The organism is Burkholderia sp. BCC0397, from assembly GCF_902832865.1.
Classification (GTDB): domain Bacteria; phylum Pseudomonadota; class Gammaproteobacteria; order Burkholderiales; family Burkholderiaceae; genus Burkholderia.
In genome coordinates this window covers 158,545-174,827 of the sequence record NZ_CADFDL010000003.1, presented here as the reverse complement: position 1 = coordinate 174,827, position 16,283 = coordinate 158,545, and the positions used below count along the sequence as shown (strand labels likewise).

Below are 16,283 nucleotides of genomic sequence, written 5' to 3'. Positions count from 1 at the left end.
ACGAATCATGACGGAACTCTTCATCGACGGTGCCTGGGTCGCAGGCTCGGGCCCCGTCTTCACTTCGCGCAACCCGGGCACCGACGCAATCGCATGGCAGGGCGGCAGCGCATCGGCGGCCGACGTCGACCGCGCAGTCGCGAGCGCGCGCCGCGCATTCGCCGGCTGGTCGGCGCTCGACTTCGACGCGCGCTGCGCGATCGTCAAGCGCTTCGCGGCGCTGCTCACCGAGCGCAAGGAAGCGATCGCGACCGCGATCGGCCGCGAGACGGGCAAGCCGCTGTGGGAAGCGCGCACCGAAGTCGCGGCGATGGCCGCGAAGGTCGGCATCTCGATCCAGGCCTACCAGGAACGCACCGGCGAGAAGCGCCAGGACATGGCCGACGGCGTCGCGGTGCTGCGTCACCGGCCGCACGGCGTCGTCGCGGTGTTCGGCCCGTACAACTTCCCCGGCCACTTGCCGAACGGCCATATCGTGCCGGCGCTGATCGCCGGCAACACGGTCGTGTTTAAGCCGTCGGAGCTCGCACCGGGCGTCGCGCGTGCGACGGTCGAGGTGTGGCACGAAGCCGGGCTCCCGGCCGGCGTGCTGAACCTCGTGCAGGGCGAGAAGGATACCGGCATCGCGCTCGCGAACCATCGGCAGATCGACGGGCTGTTCTTCACCGGCAGCTCGGATACCGGCACACTGCTGCACAAGCAGTTCGGCGGCCGTCCGGAAATCGTGCTCGCGCTCGAGATGGGCGGCAACAACCCGCTCGTGATCGGCGAAGTCGAGGATATCGACGCGGCCGTGCATCACACGATCCAGTCGGCGTTCCTGTCGGCCGGCCAGCGCTGCACGTGCGCGCGCCGCATCTTCGTGCCGCAGGGCGCGTTCGGCGACCGCTTCCTCGCGCGCTTCGCCGACGTCACGTCGAAGATCACCGCCGACGTGTTCGACGCCGATCCGCAGCCGTTCATGGGCGCGGTGATCTCGGCACGCGCGGCCGCGAAGCTGGTCGACGCGCAGTCGCGCCTGGTCGAGCAGGGCGCGAAGCCGATCATCGCGATGACGCAGCGCGATCCGCGCCTCGGCTTCGTGAACGCGGCGATCGTCGACGTGACGGGCGTCGCGAACCTGCCCGACGAAGAGCATTTCGGCCCGCTCGCGCAGATCGTCCGCTACGCGACGTTCGACGACGCGATCGAGCGCGCGAACGACACGGCGTTCGGCCTGTCCGCGGGCCTGTTGGCCGACGACGCGAAGGTGTGGGAGCACTTCCGCCGCACGATCCGCGCCGGGATCGTCAACTGGAACCGGCCGACCAACGGCGCGTCGTCCGCCGCGCCGTTCGGCGGCACGGGCCGCTCGGGCAACCATCGCCCGAGCGCGTATTACGCGGCCGACTATTGCGCGTATCCGATGGCGTCGGTGGAAAGCACGCAACTGACTTTGCCCGCGAGCCTGTCGCCGGGCCTGCATTTCTGATCGAGGGAACGACGATGAACGCACAAGAAGCCAATTTCGACGGGCTCGTCGGCCCGACCCACAACTACGCCGGGCTGTCGTTCGGCAACGTGGCGTCGCTGAACAACGAGAAGTCGGCCGCGAACCCGAAGGCCGCCGCGAAGCAGGGGCTGCGCAAGATGAAGCAGCTCGCGGATCTCGGCTTCGCGCAAGGCGTGCTGCCGCCGCAGGAGCGGCCGTCGCTGCGTCTGCTGCGCGAGCTCGGCTTCTCCGGCAAGGACGCGGACGTGATCGCGAAGGCCGCGAAGCAGGCGCCCGAGCTGCTCGCCGCGGCGAGCTCGGCGTCGGCGATGTGGACCGCGAACGCGGCCACCGTCAGCCCGTCGGCGGATACGAGCGACGGCCGCGTGCACTTCACGCCGGCGAACCTGTGCAGCAAGCTGCATCGCGCGATCGAGCACGAAGCGACGCGCCGCACGCTGTCGACGCTGTTTGCGGACCCCGCGCACTTCGCGGTGCATGAAGCGCTGACGGGCACGCCGGCGCTCGGCGACGAAGGCGCGGCGAACCACACGCGCTTCTGCGCTGAATACGGCAAGCCGGGTATCGAGTTCTTCGTGTACGGCCGCGCCGAATATCGCCGCGGCCCCGAGCCGAAGCGCTTCCCGGCCCGCCAGACCTTCGAGGCGAGCCGCGCGGTCGCGCATCGCCACGGGCTCGCGGAGGAAGCGACGGTCTACGCGCAGCAGGATCCGGACGTGATCGACGCGGGCGTGTTCCACAACGACGTGATCTCGGTCGGCAACCGCGACACACTGTTCACGCACGAGCGCGCGTTCGTCAACAAGCAGGCGATCTACGACACGCTGACCGCCGCGCTCGACGCACGCGGTGCGCGCCTGAACGTGATCGAGGTGCCGGACGCGGCCGTGAGCGTGAACGACGCGGTGACGTCGTACCTGTTCAACAGCCAGCTGCTGTCGCGCGCGGACGGTTCGCAAGTGCTCGTCGTGCCGCAGGAATGCCGCGAGAACGCGCGGGTCGCCGCCTATCTCGACCAGCTCGCGGCCGGCAACGGCCCGATTCACGACGTGCTCGTGTTCGACCTGCGCGAAAGCATGAAGAACGGCGGCGGCCCCGCGTGCCTGCGCCTGCGCGTCGTGCTGACCGAAGCGGAGCGCGCGGCCGTCACGTCGAACGTGTGGATCAACGACACGCTGTTCGCGTCGCTCGACGCGTGGATCGAAAAGCACTACCGCGACCGTCTCGCACCGGAAGACCTCGCCGATCCGACGCTGCTCGACGAATCGCGCACGGCGCTCGACGAACTCACGCAGATCCTGCGCGTCGGGTCGCTGTATGACTTCCAGCGCTGAGGCACGGATGCCGGCCGCCGCGCTGCTCGACGACTTTCTCGCGTTCACGCTCGCGGGCGACGCGCCTGCCGTGACCGACGGCACCTGCGCGGACGGCGCGGTGCGCTGGCAATGGCTCGGCGACGGGCTGCTCGCGTTCGAACCGGCAGCCGCTGACACCGCGGCACGCGCGAGCGTGCTCGTATCGGCCGGCGTGCACGGCGACGAGACCGCGCCGATCGAGCTGCTGTCGATGCTGGTGCGCGATCTCGCGTCGGGCGCGCTGCCGCTCGCGTGCCGGTTGCTCGTCGTGCTCGGCAACGTGCCGGCGATGCGCGCGGGCGAACGCTATCTCGACGACGACCTGAACCGGCTGTTCGGCGGTCGTCACGCGCAGGTGCCCGCGAGCCGCGAAGCGCCGCGCGCCGCGCAGCTCGAAGCGGCGGCCTCCGCCTTCTTCGCGGCGGCGCCGGCGGGCAGCGCACGCTGGCACATCGACATGCATACGGCGATCCGCGCGTCGGTATTCGAGCAGTTCGCGCTGCTGCCGCACACGGGCACGCCGCCCACGCGCGCAATGGTCGAATGGCTCGGCGATGCACGCATCGCGGCCGTGCTGCTGCATACGGCGAAGGGCAACACGTATTCGCATTTCACGGCCGAGCATTGCGGTGCGCTCGCGTGCACGCTGGAGCTCGGCAAGGTGCGGCCGTTCGGCCAGAACGACCTGACGCGCTTCGCGCCGGCCGACCGCGCGGTGCGCAAGCTCGTGTCGGGGGGGCGGGGCGGCCATCCGTCGACGGAGGTCGAAGCAAGGGGCGGCCATCCGCGGGGCGGCCATCCGCCGCTGCCGCGCGTCTTCACCGTGATCGACCAGATCACGAAGCAGAGCGACGCGCTCGAGCTGTTCGTCGCGGCCGACGTCGCGAACTTCACCGCGTTCCCGCGCGGGACCGTGCTCGCGCAGGACGGCGACTACCGCTACACGGTGCGGCACGACGAGGAACGCATCGTGTTCCCGAACCCGACCGTGAAGCCGGGTTTGCGCGCGGGCCTGCTCGTCGTCGATACGACGCGCGACACGCTGGCCGCACTCGTCTGATCGATGCGCAATCGTGCGGGCCGCGGTGACTCGCGGCCCGCGCATCGTCCCGCAGCCCATTCATTTTTGCGATGACGCCCGCACGCCGCGCAGACGGCGCGCACGCCGCGCTTGCGTATTTGCGACACCGTCTTGCAAGTTCGACGGGTCGCGTGGCGGCCGCCGGGCACGCAGCGCAGCATCGCGCATCGACGCTCGCTTTGCCATATCGGGCCGCGCGGATTGGTACAATCGCGGCCTTGCGGCTGTTGCGCCGCATCACGGCGCGGCGTCGGCATTGCCGGTGTCATCCGGCCCTGCAATGATGCATGCGCCCGTCGTTCCGGAACATTCGAGTATCGAGGAGAACACCTGATGAAGTTGGATTGGCGTAAAGTGGCCGCGCATGCGGTGGTGGCGGCATCGGCCGTGGTGGCAGGCAGTGCGTTTGCCGCGGATCTGAAGGAGATCCGGTTCGGCGTCGAGGCCTCGTACGCACCGTTCGAATACAAGACGCCCGACGGCAAGCTGACCGGCTTCGACATCGACATCGGCAACGCGGTGTGCGCGAAGCTGAAGACGAAGTGCGTGTGGGTCGAGAACGACTTCGACGGCCTGATCCCGGCGCTGCAGGCGCGCAAGTTCGACGCGATCAACTCGGACATGACGATCACCGACCAGCGCAAGCATGCGATCGCGTTCACCGATCCGATCTACACGATTCCGAACCAGTTGATCGCGAAGCAGGGCAGCGGCCTGCTGCCGACCCCGCAATCGCTGAAGGGCAAGCGCGTCGGCGTGCTGCAGGGCACGATCCAGGAAGCGTACGCGAAGAAGAAGTGGGCGCCGGCCGGCGTTGAAGTCGTGCCGTACCAGACGCAGGATCTGGCGTATGCCGACCTGAAGTCGGGCCGTCTCGACGCAACTTTCCAGGATTCGGAAGCCGGCTCGAAGGGCTTTCTGACGAAGCCGCAAGGCCAGGGCTTCGCGTTCGCGGGCGGCACGGTCAGCGACACCGAGATCCTCGGCTCGGGCGTCGGCTTCGGCCTGCGCAAGAACGACGCGGCGCTGAAGACCGCGCTCGATCAGGCGCTGAAGGACCTGAAGGCCGACGGCACGATCGACAACCTCGCGAAGAAGTACTTCAGCGTGCCCGTCACGCTCAAGTAAGCGTTGCGTTCGAGCGCACGATGGTAAAAAACCGGCCGCTGATGCGGCCGGTTTGCTTTTGTGGAGCGGAAACGACGGAGGCGCGCCGGCCGTCAGCCGGGCTGCGCGGGAAAGAACCGCCCCAGCTCGCGCGCGAGTTCGTTGAGCACGGCCATCTCCTGCTGCGAGATCTTGCGCGCGGGCTGCGCGCCGGCCCAGTCGCCGTACAGCAGCGCGACGCTCGTCGCGCCGACGCGCACGGGCAGCAGCACGAACGCGCGCGCGTCGTCGAACGCGTCGAGATACCACGCGGGCAGGCGCTTCATCATCTTCGGCTCCTGCGCCTGCTCGATGAAGATGCCGACCGAGTTCGAGATCGCGAGATGAAACACGTCGGGCTCGAAGCGTTCGTCGAAGCGCAGCCGGTCGAGCGCCGTATCGACGCCGGGGCCGAAGCCCAGACGCGCGGCGAACGTGCCGTCGTCGTGACGCACGAACATCACGGTGCGCGTGAAGGCGAGGCCGGCCAGCAGGCTTTCCGACGCGAGCGCGAGCACCGGCGTCAGCACGTGCTCGGACGGCAGCGCGCGCAGGTCCGCGAGGCCGGCTTCGAGGCATGCCTCGGGCGCGCGCTGCGCGCGCGCGATCGCATCGGCGTTTGCGCGTAGCTCGACGATCTCGCGCATCACGGTGTCGCTCGCTTCCTCGCGCGCGAGACGCTCGGCGATCTCGACGAGCGTGTCGGATTCCATGTCGAGCTCGGCGCCGTAGTGCTGCGCGAGCGCCGCGATGCGCGCGTCGCGCTGCGGGCTGACAGGCATGACGAGCGCGCCGGCGACGTCGGTCGAACAGCGGCTCACCGCGCGCAGCCAGCGGATGCGGTCGGCCGAGCCGTCGTCGCCGGCCGGGCCCGCGTGGCGGGCGTCACCGTCCTCGTCGTCGAACGCGTCGGCGTGTGCCGCGTGATCGTCGTTGGCCATTCCCGCGCGGATCACGTCGGGCAGCCGCCAGCGCGCGGCCGCCTCGAGGCCGATCTCGTCGAAGCCGACGCCGAGTACGTCGACGCAGGCGGCCGCTTCGTCGCCGTTCAGCTCGGCCGCGCGGCGGCGGATGCGGTCCCATTCGCTGTCGAGATAGCAGACCACCAGCAGCTTGCCGACCTGGCGCATCAGCGTGCAGACGACGGCTTCCTCGCCCCCGCGCAGTTCGGCGTGCTCGGTGAGCTTGCGCGCGACGCAGCCGGACAGCAGCGCGCGGTTCAGCTCCAGCTTCGCGTCGATGCGCCGCGGCGTACTCTGATGGAAATGGTCGACGAGCTTGAGCCCGACGACGAGGTGGCCGACGGCGTCCATGCCGAGCACCATCAGTGCGCGGGTCACGGTAGTGATGTTGCCGCCGAACGCCATGTACATCGCAGAGTTCGCGAGGCGCAGCACTTTCTGCGTGAGCGCGAAGTCCGACAGCACGACGCGCACGAGCGCGGTGAAGTCGAGGTCGTCGTTCTTCATCGCGGCCATCGTCGCGCGCAGCGATTCCGACAGCAGCGGGAAATCGCCCCGTTCGCTCATCCGGGCCCACAGCTTGTCGAGCAGCGCGGTGCGGGGCAGGTATTCGGTGGTTGACATACGGATCTGTTCGGTTCGCCGCGCGCGTCAGGCGGCGGCGTGCAGGTGCAGCTGCTGCGCCTCGAAGCGCCGCGCGAGCTCCTCGGACGGCAGCGCCTGGCAGACGAGCCAGCCCTGGATGTGATTGCAGCCCATCTCCGTCAGCAGCTCGCGCTGCGCCTCGGTCTCGACGCCTTCGGCGACGAGCTCGAGATCCAGTGTTTGCGCGAGGCCGACCACCGCCGACACGATCGCGCGGTCGTTGCGCGACGTCAGCAGGTTCTCGACGAAGCTGCGGTCGATCTTCAGCTTCGCGAGCGGGAAGCGCTGCAGATAGGCAAGGCTGGAATAGCCGGTGCCGAAATCGTCGATCGCGAAGCGGATGCCGAGGCCGGTCAACTCCTCGAGCAGCATTTTCGCGTGCGCGGGATCGTGCATCAGCAGGCTTTCGGTGATTTCGAGCACGATGCGGCGCGGGTCGATGCCGGTCAGCGCGATCGCCTCGCGCACGCTCTGCGTGAAGCGCGGGTCGCGGAACTGCTGCGGCGACACGTTGACCGCCACATATTGCAGCGCGAGCCCCTGGCCGTCCCACGCGACGAGCTGCATGCACGCGGCCTTGAGCACCCAGTTGCCGAGGTAGTTGATCAGGCCGATCGATTCGGCGAGCGGGATGAAGGTGGCCGGCGGCACGAGGCCGTGCACCGGATGGCGCCAGCGGATCAGCGCCTCGACGCCGACCACCGCGCCCGACTGGCTGCGCGTGATCGGCTGGAAATGCAGTGAAAACTCGCCGTTGCGCACGCCGTCGTACAGGTCGGCTTCGAGCTTGAGCCGTTCGGCGTCGGCCGGATCGTCGACCGGCGCATGGAACGCGAGCGCGTTGCCGCCCGATGTCTTCGCCTGCGCGAGCGCGTGGTCGGCGCGGCGCAGCAGCGGGCTGTGATGCTGCGCCCGATGCGGCGCGGCCCGTTCGTCGGGGTAGAGCGCGATGCCGATGCTCGCGGACAGGTGCACGGTCTGCCCCTGGAACACGTAGGGCTCGCGCACCGCGGCCTGCAGCCGGCGCGCGAGCGCATCGGCGGCATGGCTCGCCTGCGTGCGGTCCGGTGCGCCCAGCACGACCGCGAACTTGTCGCTCGCGACGCGCGCGAGCCGCTCGTTCGGCGTGACGAGCGCCTTCAGCCGCTGCGCGGTCTCGCGCAGCAGCATGTCGCCCGCGTCGTAGCCGAGCGCGCGGTTGATCCGCTGGTAGTCGTCGAGGTCGAGCAGCAGCAGCGCCGCGCAGGTGCCGTCCTCGTCGGCGGTCTGCTGCGCGCGCATCAGCGCCGGCACGAGCGCGGACAGGTTGTCGAGCCCCGTCATCGGGTCGTGGTGCATTTCGTACGTCAGGCGTGCCTCGAGCGCGCGCCACGACGACACGTCGAATGCCGCGATCGCGAAGCCGTCGACGCCGTGGTGGCGGCTCTTGAACGCGCGGACCTCGACGTCCAGCGGGTAGGTGAGCGACTTGACGATGCACATCGTCGCCTTCTCGACCTGGCCGGAGCGTGCGGCGCGGGCGAGCAGGCCTTCGAGCGCCGGGGTATCCTGTTCGGCGATCAGGTCGCGCAGCGTCAGCGTATGCAGGTAGTCGCGGTGGTAGCCGATGAAGCGCAGGCTCGCATCGGACACGTACAGAAAGCGCAGTTCGCGGTCGACATGGGCGAGGAAATCCACCGTGCCGACCGTCTGTTCCAGCCAGTTGCGCACGGAGTCGTCGCGTCGCGGCGCGACGGCGCGCGCGGGCATCAGCGCGCCGCCCGACCGGGCGAAGCGGCGCAGCGTATGCAAGGCGCTGCGCCAGGAGCCCTTGCGTGACGTCTGTTTCCTGTTGGCTTCCATGTTTCTCGCTGACGTGAAGGGCTGGAACCGGTTGTCCGGAAGGAATAACGGCAGACTGTGCGAAATCTTTAACGGGCCGGCCGCGGGCGGCGCTGCCGCGGGTCCGGATCATCGATGTGGGGTGTTCGGCAGGCGAACGCCCCACGTGGCCTACATCGGGCTGACTTTATAAGAAATGAGGACGCAGATGAAGCGAAAACTGTTGCTGGGCGCCATGGCGGCGCTGGTGGCCGGCCATGCGCTGCTGGCGCAGGCGGAACTGAAGCCGGGCGCCGCGGCGCCCGATTTCACGACGCAGGCGTCGCTGGGCGGCAAGACTTACACGTACTCGCTCGTGGACGCACTGAAGCAGGGGCCGGTCGTGCTGTATTTCTATCCGGCGGCGTTCACGAAGGGCTGCACGATCGAGGCGCATGCGTTCGCGGACGCGGTCGACCGTTACAAGGCTTACGGCGCGACGGTGATCGGCGTGTCGGCCGACAACATCGACACGCTGGCGAAGTTCTCGGTGAGCGAGTGCCGGAGCAAGTTCCCGGTGGCGGCCGACCCGGACGCGAAGATCATCCGCGAATATGACGCGAAGCTGCCGGCGCTCGACCGTGCGAACCGCGTGTCCTACGTGATTTCGCCGGAAGGGAAGATTCTCTACGAATACACGAGCCTGTCGCCCGACAAGCACGTCGAGAACACGCTCGCCGCCGTGAAGGCGTGGACCGACGCGCATCCGAAGCAGTAAGCGGCTGCCCCGCGCGTGACAACGGCTCGTCGTGCGGGCTGCGGGCACGGGGCACGCGCCGCCTCCCGGCGGCGCGCAAGCGGCCGTTACGCGCGCAGCGCCTGCTCGATCGGCACGCCGCCGCCGACGAAGCCGACGACCTTGCGCGAGATGCCGAGCTTGATCGCCTCGATCGCGGCCCATGCCACATCCTGGCGCGAGACGGGCGGCGCGGGCTCGAGCCACGTGTCGGTCAGCGCGATCTTGCCGACGCCCGGATCGTCCGTGAGCGGGCCCGGGCGCAGGATCACGTAGTCGACGCCCGACGCGATCACGCGATCGTCGCCTTCGCGCTTCATCTGCGAATAGTGGTGCAGCGCGTCCGGCCCGTGCTCGGGCCGGTACGCGGACAGCGAGCTGACCACCACGAGCTTCTGCGCGTTGTAGGCGAGCGCGTAGTCGGCCGCGCGGGCGACCGCGTCGCGGTCGACCTGCTCCTCTTCGGTCGCGCCGTCCGATTCGGCCGAGCCGGCCGCGTAGATTACGTGCGTGATGCCCTGGAAAGCGTGCGAGAAATCGTTCGTCAGATCGGCCTCGACGACCCGTGCGCCCGCCAGCGCATAGCCGTGCCGGCGCACGAGCGCCGTGACCTCGAACTCCGGCTGCTTGAGCAGCAGATCCGCGCAGGCCTGGCCGGTGCGGCCGGTCGCGCCAATCAGCAGTACCTTCGTCGTCATGAAACCGCTCCTTGCTCGATGCGTCATCCATCCAGATAGGGACGGACGACCGATAACTCAAGTGTAATGTCGAATTGGCCCGGCCGCGGATGCGTAATAAGGGGCGTACCGGCATCGGGCGTACCGGCATCGGGCGTACCGGCACCGGGTAGCGGCGTTCATTCAATCACGCGGATGCGGGAATGACGCGCCGACCGGCTATCATGTGCCCGATGTATTTTTTCGCCGTTACGCGTCAATGACGCGTCGGCCCACCGGTTGGAGTACACATGGCATTACCCCTGGACAACGTGAGCATGGCCGTGTTCTGCGACTTCGAGAACGTCGCGCTCGGCGTGCGCGATGCGAAGTACGAGAAATTCGACATCAAGCCCGTGCTGGAGCGGCTGCTGCTGAAAGGCAGCATCGTCGTGAAGAAGGCCTATTGCGACTGGGATCGCTACAAGGGCTTCAAGGCGTCGATGCACGAAGCCAGCTTCGAGCTGATCGAGATTCCGCACGTGCGCCAGTCGGGCAAGAATTCGGCCGACATCCGGCTCGTCGTGGACGCGCTCGACCTCTGCTACACGAAGTCGCACGTCGATACGTTCGTGATCATCAGCGGCGATTCGGATTTTTCGCCGCTCGTGTCGAAGCTGCGCGAGAACGCGAAGAAGGTGATCGGCGTCGGCGTGAAGAAATCGACGTCGGATCTGCTGGTCGCGAACTGCGACGAATTCATCTTCTACGACGATCTGGTGCGCGAGCAGCAGCGTGCGCTCGCGAAGCGCGAACAGCAGCAGCGCGCGAGCAACGGCGGCGCGAAGCGGCCCGACGAGCCGTCGCGCAAGCACGACATGGACGCGCGCAAGGCCGAGGCGATCGCGCTGGCGGTCGAGACGTTCGACGCGCTCGCGTCGGAGCGCGACGACGTCGGCAAGATCTGGGCGTCGGTGCTCAAGAGCGCGATCAAGCGCCGCAAGCCGGATTTCAACGAGTCGTATTACGGATTCCGCGCGTTCGGCAACCTGCTCGACGAGGCGCAGGCGCGCGGCCTGCTCGAAGTGGGGCGCGACGACAAGTCGGGCGCGTTCGTGTCGCGCTCCCGCCAGTCGGCTGCAGCCGAGCACGCCGCGACGGGCGGCGAGGGCGGCGCAGCGTACCACGGCACCCATCACGGCACGCGCGCGGCGGAGCCTGCGCCGGCCGGCCGCGGGGCGCGCCGTCGCGGGCAGCGGGCGGAAGCGGTCGTTCACGAAAGCGTGCAGGTCGACGCGGAAGACGCGGAGGTTGCCGAGGTGGCCGACGCGGCGCCGGCCGAAACGCACGATGCACCCGACACGCCCGACGTGGCCGACGTGCACGGCGACGCGAAGGATGGCCGCAAGCGTGCGCGCAAGAGCGCGGCAAAGAAGACCGGCGCGAAGAAGGCAGCGGCCGCGAAGGGCGCCGGTCGCCACGCGGCCGGCAAGCCGGACGCCGCCGCGCAGGGCGACGCGACGCACGGTGGCGATGCGCACGCGCACGGCCAGCATGCGGACGAACCGCATCGCGACGCGGCGCATGACGAGCGGCACGCGGCGGCGCCCGCTGAGCCGGCGCCTCGTGCTTCCGGCGCTCGGGACGCGGCCGCGCAACCGTCGCACGACGTGGCGCCGGTCGAAGCGACTCCCGAGGGGGCTGCCGAAGCACCGGCCGCCGCCAAGCCGAAGAAGCCGGCTCGCAAGGCGGCACCGCGCGCGCGTCGTCCGCGCAAGGCGACGACCGCCGTCGAATAACGGTAGCTGGCAGCCGGCGGCAGTCGCGCAATCGGCCGGGTCTCGTCCGCAACCGGGCGACACCCGCGCCGCACCATCCGGGCCGGCGCCACGCCGGCCTGCCGCGCTAGCCGTTCAGCACGTACGGCTGCGTCATCACTTCGAGGAAGTGACCGTCCGGATCGTCGAAGTACACGCCGCGTCCGCCGTTGTGGCGGTAGATGTCGTCGGCTTGCCGCTTCGCCGGATCGGCCCAGTGCGGCAGCCCGCGTTCGCGAATGCGCGCGAGCACGCGATCGAAGCCGGCTTCGTCGATCAGGAACGCGTAATGCTGCGACCGGATCTCCCCCGCCTGTTCGTAAAAATCGAGCGACACGCCGTTGTCGAGCGCGACGACCAGCATCGCGCCGAACGGCGTCGGCGGCGGCAATTCCAGCAGGTCGGTGAGGAAGCGGCTCGACGCATGCTTGTCGCGGCACCAGACGATCGTGTGGTTGAGCTGGACGTTCATGGCGGGTTCCCGTGAAGCGGGCGGCGGTGGGCATGAACACACGATAGCCGATCGCGGCCGGTCCGCAAGCCGGGGCCGGCGCGCACCGGGCGGCACCCGCCATTCATCGGCTGAAACGATCTGGACGAACGGCTACCTTTTCGGGAGCAAAGGTCATTGGCGCCGCTTTTTGCGCCGCCAAGAATTCCTGTAAGCCATCGCCGTCATCCGCCGGATGACGAACAGGCGATGCGCAACAGGGAGACAGACGATGCGCTTCATGCTGAACGGCCAGCCGTTCGATTTCGACGGCGATCCCGATACGCCGCTCCTGTGGGTCATTCGCGACTCGGCCAGACTGACCGGCACCAAGTACGGCTGCGGCATCGGCGCATGCGGCGCCTGCACCGTGCACCTGGACGGCGAAGCCGCGCGCGCGTGCGTGCTGCCGGCGGCCAGCGTCGCGGGCCGCGCGGTCACGACGATCGAAGGGCTGTCGCACGACCGCTCGCATCCGGTGCAGCGCGCGTGGATCGAGAAGGACGTGCCGCAATGCGGCTATTGCCAGTCGGGGATGGTGATGGCGACGGCCGCGCTGCTCGCGCGCCACCGCAAGCCGACCGACGCGCAGATCGACGAGGCCGTCACGAACCTGTGCCGCTGCGCGACCTATCAACGCATTCGCGAGGCGATCCATGTCGCGGCCGGCTGACGCGGTGCGGGCACAGCCCGTGCCGAACGCGGCGCGGCGCGTGTTCCTGAAGGGCGGTGTCGCGCTGGCGGGCAGCCTGCTGCTGCCGCTGGCGTTCGGCGACGTCGTGCAGGCGGCCGGCGGCGGTGCGCGCTTTCGCGAGATCAACGACTGGGTCCGCGTCGACGCGGACGGCAGGACGATCATCGGGTTGTCGCAGGCGGAAGTCGGGCAGGGCGTCCATACCGGGCTGCCGCAGGTGCTGGCCGACGAGATGGATGCCGACTGGCGCAGCGTGACGGTCGAGTTCGTCACGGGGCGCGACGCGTACCGGATCGACGCCGCGAACGAGGCGCCGCAGCAATTCGTCGGCGCATCGATGTCGGCGACGATGTTCTACACGCGGTTGCGGATCGCGGGGGCGCAGGCGCGCTCCGCGTTCCTGAGGGCCGGCGCCGCGCGGTTGGGCGTGCGCGACACGCAGTGCGTGACGCGCGACGGCCGCGTCGTCCATCCGCCGAGCGGTCGTTCGCTGTCGTACGGCGCGCTCGTCGACGATGCAGCGAGGCTGCCGCCCGATCTGCAGCCGCGCCTGAAACCGGCATCCGCGCACACGCTGATCGGCCGTCCGCTGCACAAGCTCGACGTGCCCGCGAAGGTCGACGGCAGCGCGATCTTCGGCATCGACGTGCAGGTGCCCGACATGCTGGTCGGCGCGCTGACGATGGCGCCGACGCTGAACGGCAAGCCGACCGCCGTGAAGAACCGCGACGCGCTGCGCGCGATGCCGGGCGTGGCGGACGTCGTGCTCGCGAAGGACGCGGTGATCGTCGTCGCGCAGACCTACTGGCAGGCGAAGAAGGCGTGCGATGCGGCGGACATCGTGTGGGACGCGGGCCCGACGCCGGCATTCGACAGTGCGACGATCCTCGCGCAGCGCAAGGGCGCGCTGCAGGCGGAGCACGCGGTGGTCGCGACGACGATCGGCGAGCCCGCGCGCCGGCTTGCCGAAGCCGGCACGATCGTCGAAGCCGACTACCACACGCCGTACATCGTCCACGCGACGATGGAGCCCGTCAACGCGACCGTGCACGTGCGGGCCGGCGAGATCGAGGTCTGGGGGCCGATCCAGGGGCAGGACAAGGTGCGCTGGACGCTGTCGGCGCTGTTCGGCGTGCCGGCCGAGCGCGTGATCGTCAACACGACGTTTCTCGGCGGCAGCTTCGGCCGCAAGTACATGCCCGATTTCGTCGTGCATGCGGCCGTCGCGTCGAAGGCGGTCGGGCGGCCCGTGAAGGTGATCCGCTCGCGCGAGGACGATATCCGCCACGGTTTCTATCGGCCGTGCGCGTCCGCGCGGTTTCGCGCGGCGCTCGGCCGCGACGGGCTGCCGGTCGCGCTGCATGCGCGCGTCGCCGGCCATTCGCTGTATGCGGCGATCAAGCGCGACCACTACGACAAGGCGGGCGGCTGGGACGAGACGATGCTCGACGGCCTGTACGACCTTTGCTACGACGTGCCGAACCTGCTGGTCGATTCGGTCATGGTGATGCAGCCGATTCCGGTCAGCTTCATGCGCAGCGTCGGCAGCACGTCGACCGTGTTCTTCCTCGAAAGCTTCGTGAACGAGCTCGCGCATACGGTGCGGGCCGACCCGGTGCAATACCGGCGCGCGTTGCTGAAGCACGACGCGCTCGCGCTGCGCGTGCTCGACGCGACGGCCGCGCGCGCGAACTGGTTCGGCCGCGCGCCGGCCGGCCTGTCGCGCGGGGTCGCGTATTCGCTGTATACCGGGCGCGGCGGCGCGTTCAGCACGTACGTCGCGGCGATTGCCGAGGTGCGCGTGACGCGCGGCAACGTGAAGCTCGAGCGGATCGTGTGCGGGATCGACTGCGGCCGCGCGATCAATCCGCTGCTGATTCGCGAGATGGTCGAAGGCGGTGTCGGCTTTGCGCTCACCAACACCTTCAGGAGCGAGATCACGTTCGAGCACGGCGCGGTCGTGCAGCGCAATTTCGCCGACTATCCGCTGCTCGGCCTGGCTGCGATGCCGAAGATCGAGGTCGTGATCGTCGACAGCGATCGCGATCCGCAAGGCTGCGGCGAAGTCGCGTTGCCGCCGGTCGCGCCGGCGGTGGCGGATGCGATCTGGCGGGCGACCGGCGAGCGGCCGCGCTCGATGCCGTTCGATACGCCGCTCGCGACCTGAACGACCCGGTATCCCCCACAGGCCGGCGGCACCGCGTGCGTCGCCGGTCAATGACAAGCATAACTACATAAATGGTCTGGAGACTTCCATGAAAACCTTTCGCACGGCCGCGACGGCCGTCTCGTTCGCGGCGGCGGCCGCTGCTGCGCCGGGCGCGCATGCGCAGGGCAGCGTGACGCTGTACGGCATCGTCGACACCGGCGTGCAGTACTACAACCACGCGGCGGGCGGCGGCGCGGTCGCGGGCATGCCGTCGCTGACCGGTGAAGTGCCGTCGCGCGTCGGGTTGCGCGGCGTCGAGGATCTCGGCGGCGGCTACCGCACGTTCTTCGTGCTCGAAAACGGCTTCGCGCTGAATTCCGGTGCGCTCAACGACGGCGGCCGCCTCTTCGGCCGGCAGGCGAACGTCGGCATCGATTCGCCGTACGGCACGCTCACGCTCGGGCGGCAGATGAACATGTCGATGCTCGTGCTGCTCAACGCCGACGTGATCGGCCCGTCGATTCATTCGATGGCGAGCTTCGACAGCTATCTGCCGAATGCGCGCAGCGATAATGCGGTCGGCTATCTCGGCCACTTCGGCGGCGTGACGCTCGGCGGCACCTACAGCACCGGGCGCGATGCGGCGGGCCCGGCCGGCCCGTCGGCGACGAACTGCGCGGGCAACGTGGCGGGCGACCCGGTCGCCTGCCGCCAGTACACGATGATGGTTGCGTACGACGCGCCGCAGTTCGGCGTGGCGGCTTCGTACGACGTGATGCACGGCGGCACGGGCGCGTCGGCGCCGCTGTCGAGCCCCGGCTATACGGACACGCGCACGATCGTCGACGCGTACGTCAAGTTCGGCATCGCGAAGCTGGGCGCGGGCTGGATCCGCCGCAACACGGCGGCCGCGGCCCACAGCCAGTCGGACCTGTTCTTCGCGGGCGGCACGGTCTACGCGAGCCCGGCGCTATCATTCGACGCACAGGCCGTGCGCTATCTGCTGCGCGGCCGCTACGATTCGAACCTGTTCGTCGGGCGGGCGAATTACAGCCTGTCGAAGCGCACGCTGGTCTATACGTCGGTCGGCTACATGACGAACAGCGCGCTCGGCACGTCGGCGGTGGCGGCGGGCGGCACGGTCGGCGCCGGCCGCAACCAGGTCGGCGCGATGGCGGGCATCCAGCAGCGCTTCTGACG

13 protein-coding genes are annotated in these 16,283 nt (G+C 69.2%); 9 read left to right on the top strand and 4 right to left on the bottom strand.

Annotated features, from left to right (window positions below; genetic code table 11):
* Positions 1-7 precede the first annotated feature (7 nt).
* The 4 genes from astD (at position 8) to HWX03_RS10825 (ending at position 5,056) form a co-directional block, all read left to right on the top strand.
* Positions 8-1,471 carry a succinylglutamate-semialdehyde dehydrogenase gene (astD, locus tag HWX03_RS10840; protein WP_175871250.1) on the top strand — a complete coding sequence of 488 codons (1,464 nt, stop codon included), beginning with the start codon at positions 8-10 and terminating at the stop codon, positions 1,469-1,471.
* 14 nt (positions 1,472-1,485) lie between these two features.
* Positions 1,486-2,826 (top strand): N-succinylarginine dihydrolase, encoded by a 1,341-nt coding sequence (gene astB / locus HWX03_RS10835; RefSeq protein WP_175820223.1) that lies wholly within the window; start codon positions 1,486-1,488, stop codon positions 2,824-2,826.
* A 7-nt stretch (positions 2,827-2,833) separates the two neighbouring features.
* Positions 2,834-3,907: a succinylglutamate desuccinylase gene (astE, locus tag HWX03_RS10830; RefSeq protein ID WP_175871611.1), complete on the top strand. Its 1,074-nt coding sequence runs from the start codon at positions 2,834-2,836 to the stop codon at positions 3,905-3,907.
* Positions 3,908-4,261: 354 nt separating this feature from the next.
* On the top strand, positions 4,262-5,056 hold the full coding sequence (locus HWX03_RS10825; protein WP_175871249.1) for an ABC transporter substrate-binding protein: 795 nt from the start codon (positions 4,262-4,264) through the stop codon (positions 5,054-5,056).
* Positions 5,057-5,148: 92 nt separating this feature from the next.
* Here the strand turns inward: HWX03_RS10825 and HWX03_RS10820 are convergent, their stop codons facing one another.
* Together HWX03_RS10820 and cdpA are read right to left on the bottom strand one after the other, a co-directional pair.
* Positions 5,149-6,660, bottom strand: a complete 1,512-nt coding sequence (locus tag HWX03_RS10820; RefSeq protein ID WP_175871248.1) for an HDOD domain-containing protein — start codon at positions 6,658-6,660, stop codon at positions 5,149-5,151.
* Between the two features lie 27 nt (positions 6,661-6,687).
* Positions 6,688-8,430 carry a cyclic di-GMP phosphodiesterase CdpA gene (gene cdpA, locus HWX03_RS10815; RefSeq protein ID WP_208456804.1) on the bottom strand — a complete coding sequence of 581 codons (1,743 nt, stop codon included), beginning with the start codon at positions 8,428-8,430 and terminating at the stop codon, positions 6,688-6,690.
* A gap of 280 nt (positions 8,431-8,710) precedes the next feature.
* Between cdpA and HWX03_RS10810 the strand changes: the two genes are divergently transcribed.
* Complete coding sequence (locus HWX03_RS10810) at positions 8,711-9,259, top strand: peroxiredoxin (RefSeq protein ID WP_175871246.1); 549 nt, start codon at positions 8,711-8,713, stop codon at positions 9,257-9,259.
* Positions 9,260-9,345: 86 nt separating this feature from the next.
* Here HWX03_RS10810 and HWX03_RS10805 read toward each other — a convergent pair whose 3' ends face one another.
* On the bottom strand, positions 9,346-9,975 hold the full coding sequence (locus HWX03_RS10805; RefSeq protein WP_174385166.1) for an SDR family oxidoreductase: 630 nt from the start codon (positions 9,973-9,975) through the stop codon (positions 9,346-9,348).
* A gap of 269 nt (positions 9,976-10,244) precedes the next feature.
* Between HWX03_RS10805 and HWX03_RS10800 the strand changes: the two genes are divergently transcribed.
* The gene (locus HWX03_RS10800) at positions 10,245-11,732 is read left to right on the top strand and encodes an NYN domain-containing protein (protein WP_175871245.1); all 1,488 of its coding nucleotides are present in this window, start codon (positions 10,245-10,247) and stop codon (positions 11,730-11,732) included.
* A 106-nt stretch (positions 11,733-11,838) separates the two neighbouring features.
* Here HWX03_RS10800 and HWX03_RS10795 read toward each other — a convergent pair whose 3' ends face one another.
* Positions 11,839-12,222 (bottom strand): VOC family protein, encoded by a 384-nt coding sequence (locus HWX03_RS10795; RefSeq protein WP_175871244.1) that lies wholly within the window; start codon positions 12,220-12,222, stop codon positions 11,839-11,841.
* A gap of 250 nt (positions 12,223-12,472) precedes the next feature.
* On the opposite strand from HWX03_RS10795, the gene HWX03_RS10790 reads away from it, so the two are divergent.
* From HWX03_RS10790 to HWX03_RS10780, 3 genes are all read left to right on the top strand, one after another.
* Positions 12,473-12,913, top strand: a complete 441-nt coding sequence (locus HWX03_RS10790) for a (2Fe-2S)-binding protein (RefSeq protein ID WP_174433755.1) — start codon at positions 12,473-12,475, stop codon at positions 12,911-12,913.
* Positions 12,897-15,101, top strand: coding sequence for a molybdopterin cofactor-binding domain-containing protein (locus HWX03_RS10785; protein WP_175871243.1), 2,205 nt, complete (start codon positions 12,897-12,899; stop codon positions 15,099-15,101). Before HWX03_RS10790 ends, HWX03_RS10785 begins: the two co-directional genes overlap by 17 nt.
* A gap of 88 nt (positions 15,102-15,189) precedes the next feature.
* Entirely contained in the window at positions 15,190-16,281 is a 1,092-nt protein-coding gene (locus HWX03_RS10780; RefSeq protein WP_175871242.1) for a porin, read from the top strand.
* Positions 16,282-16,283: the final 2 nt, after the last annotated feature.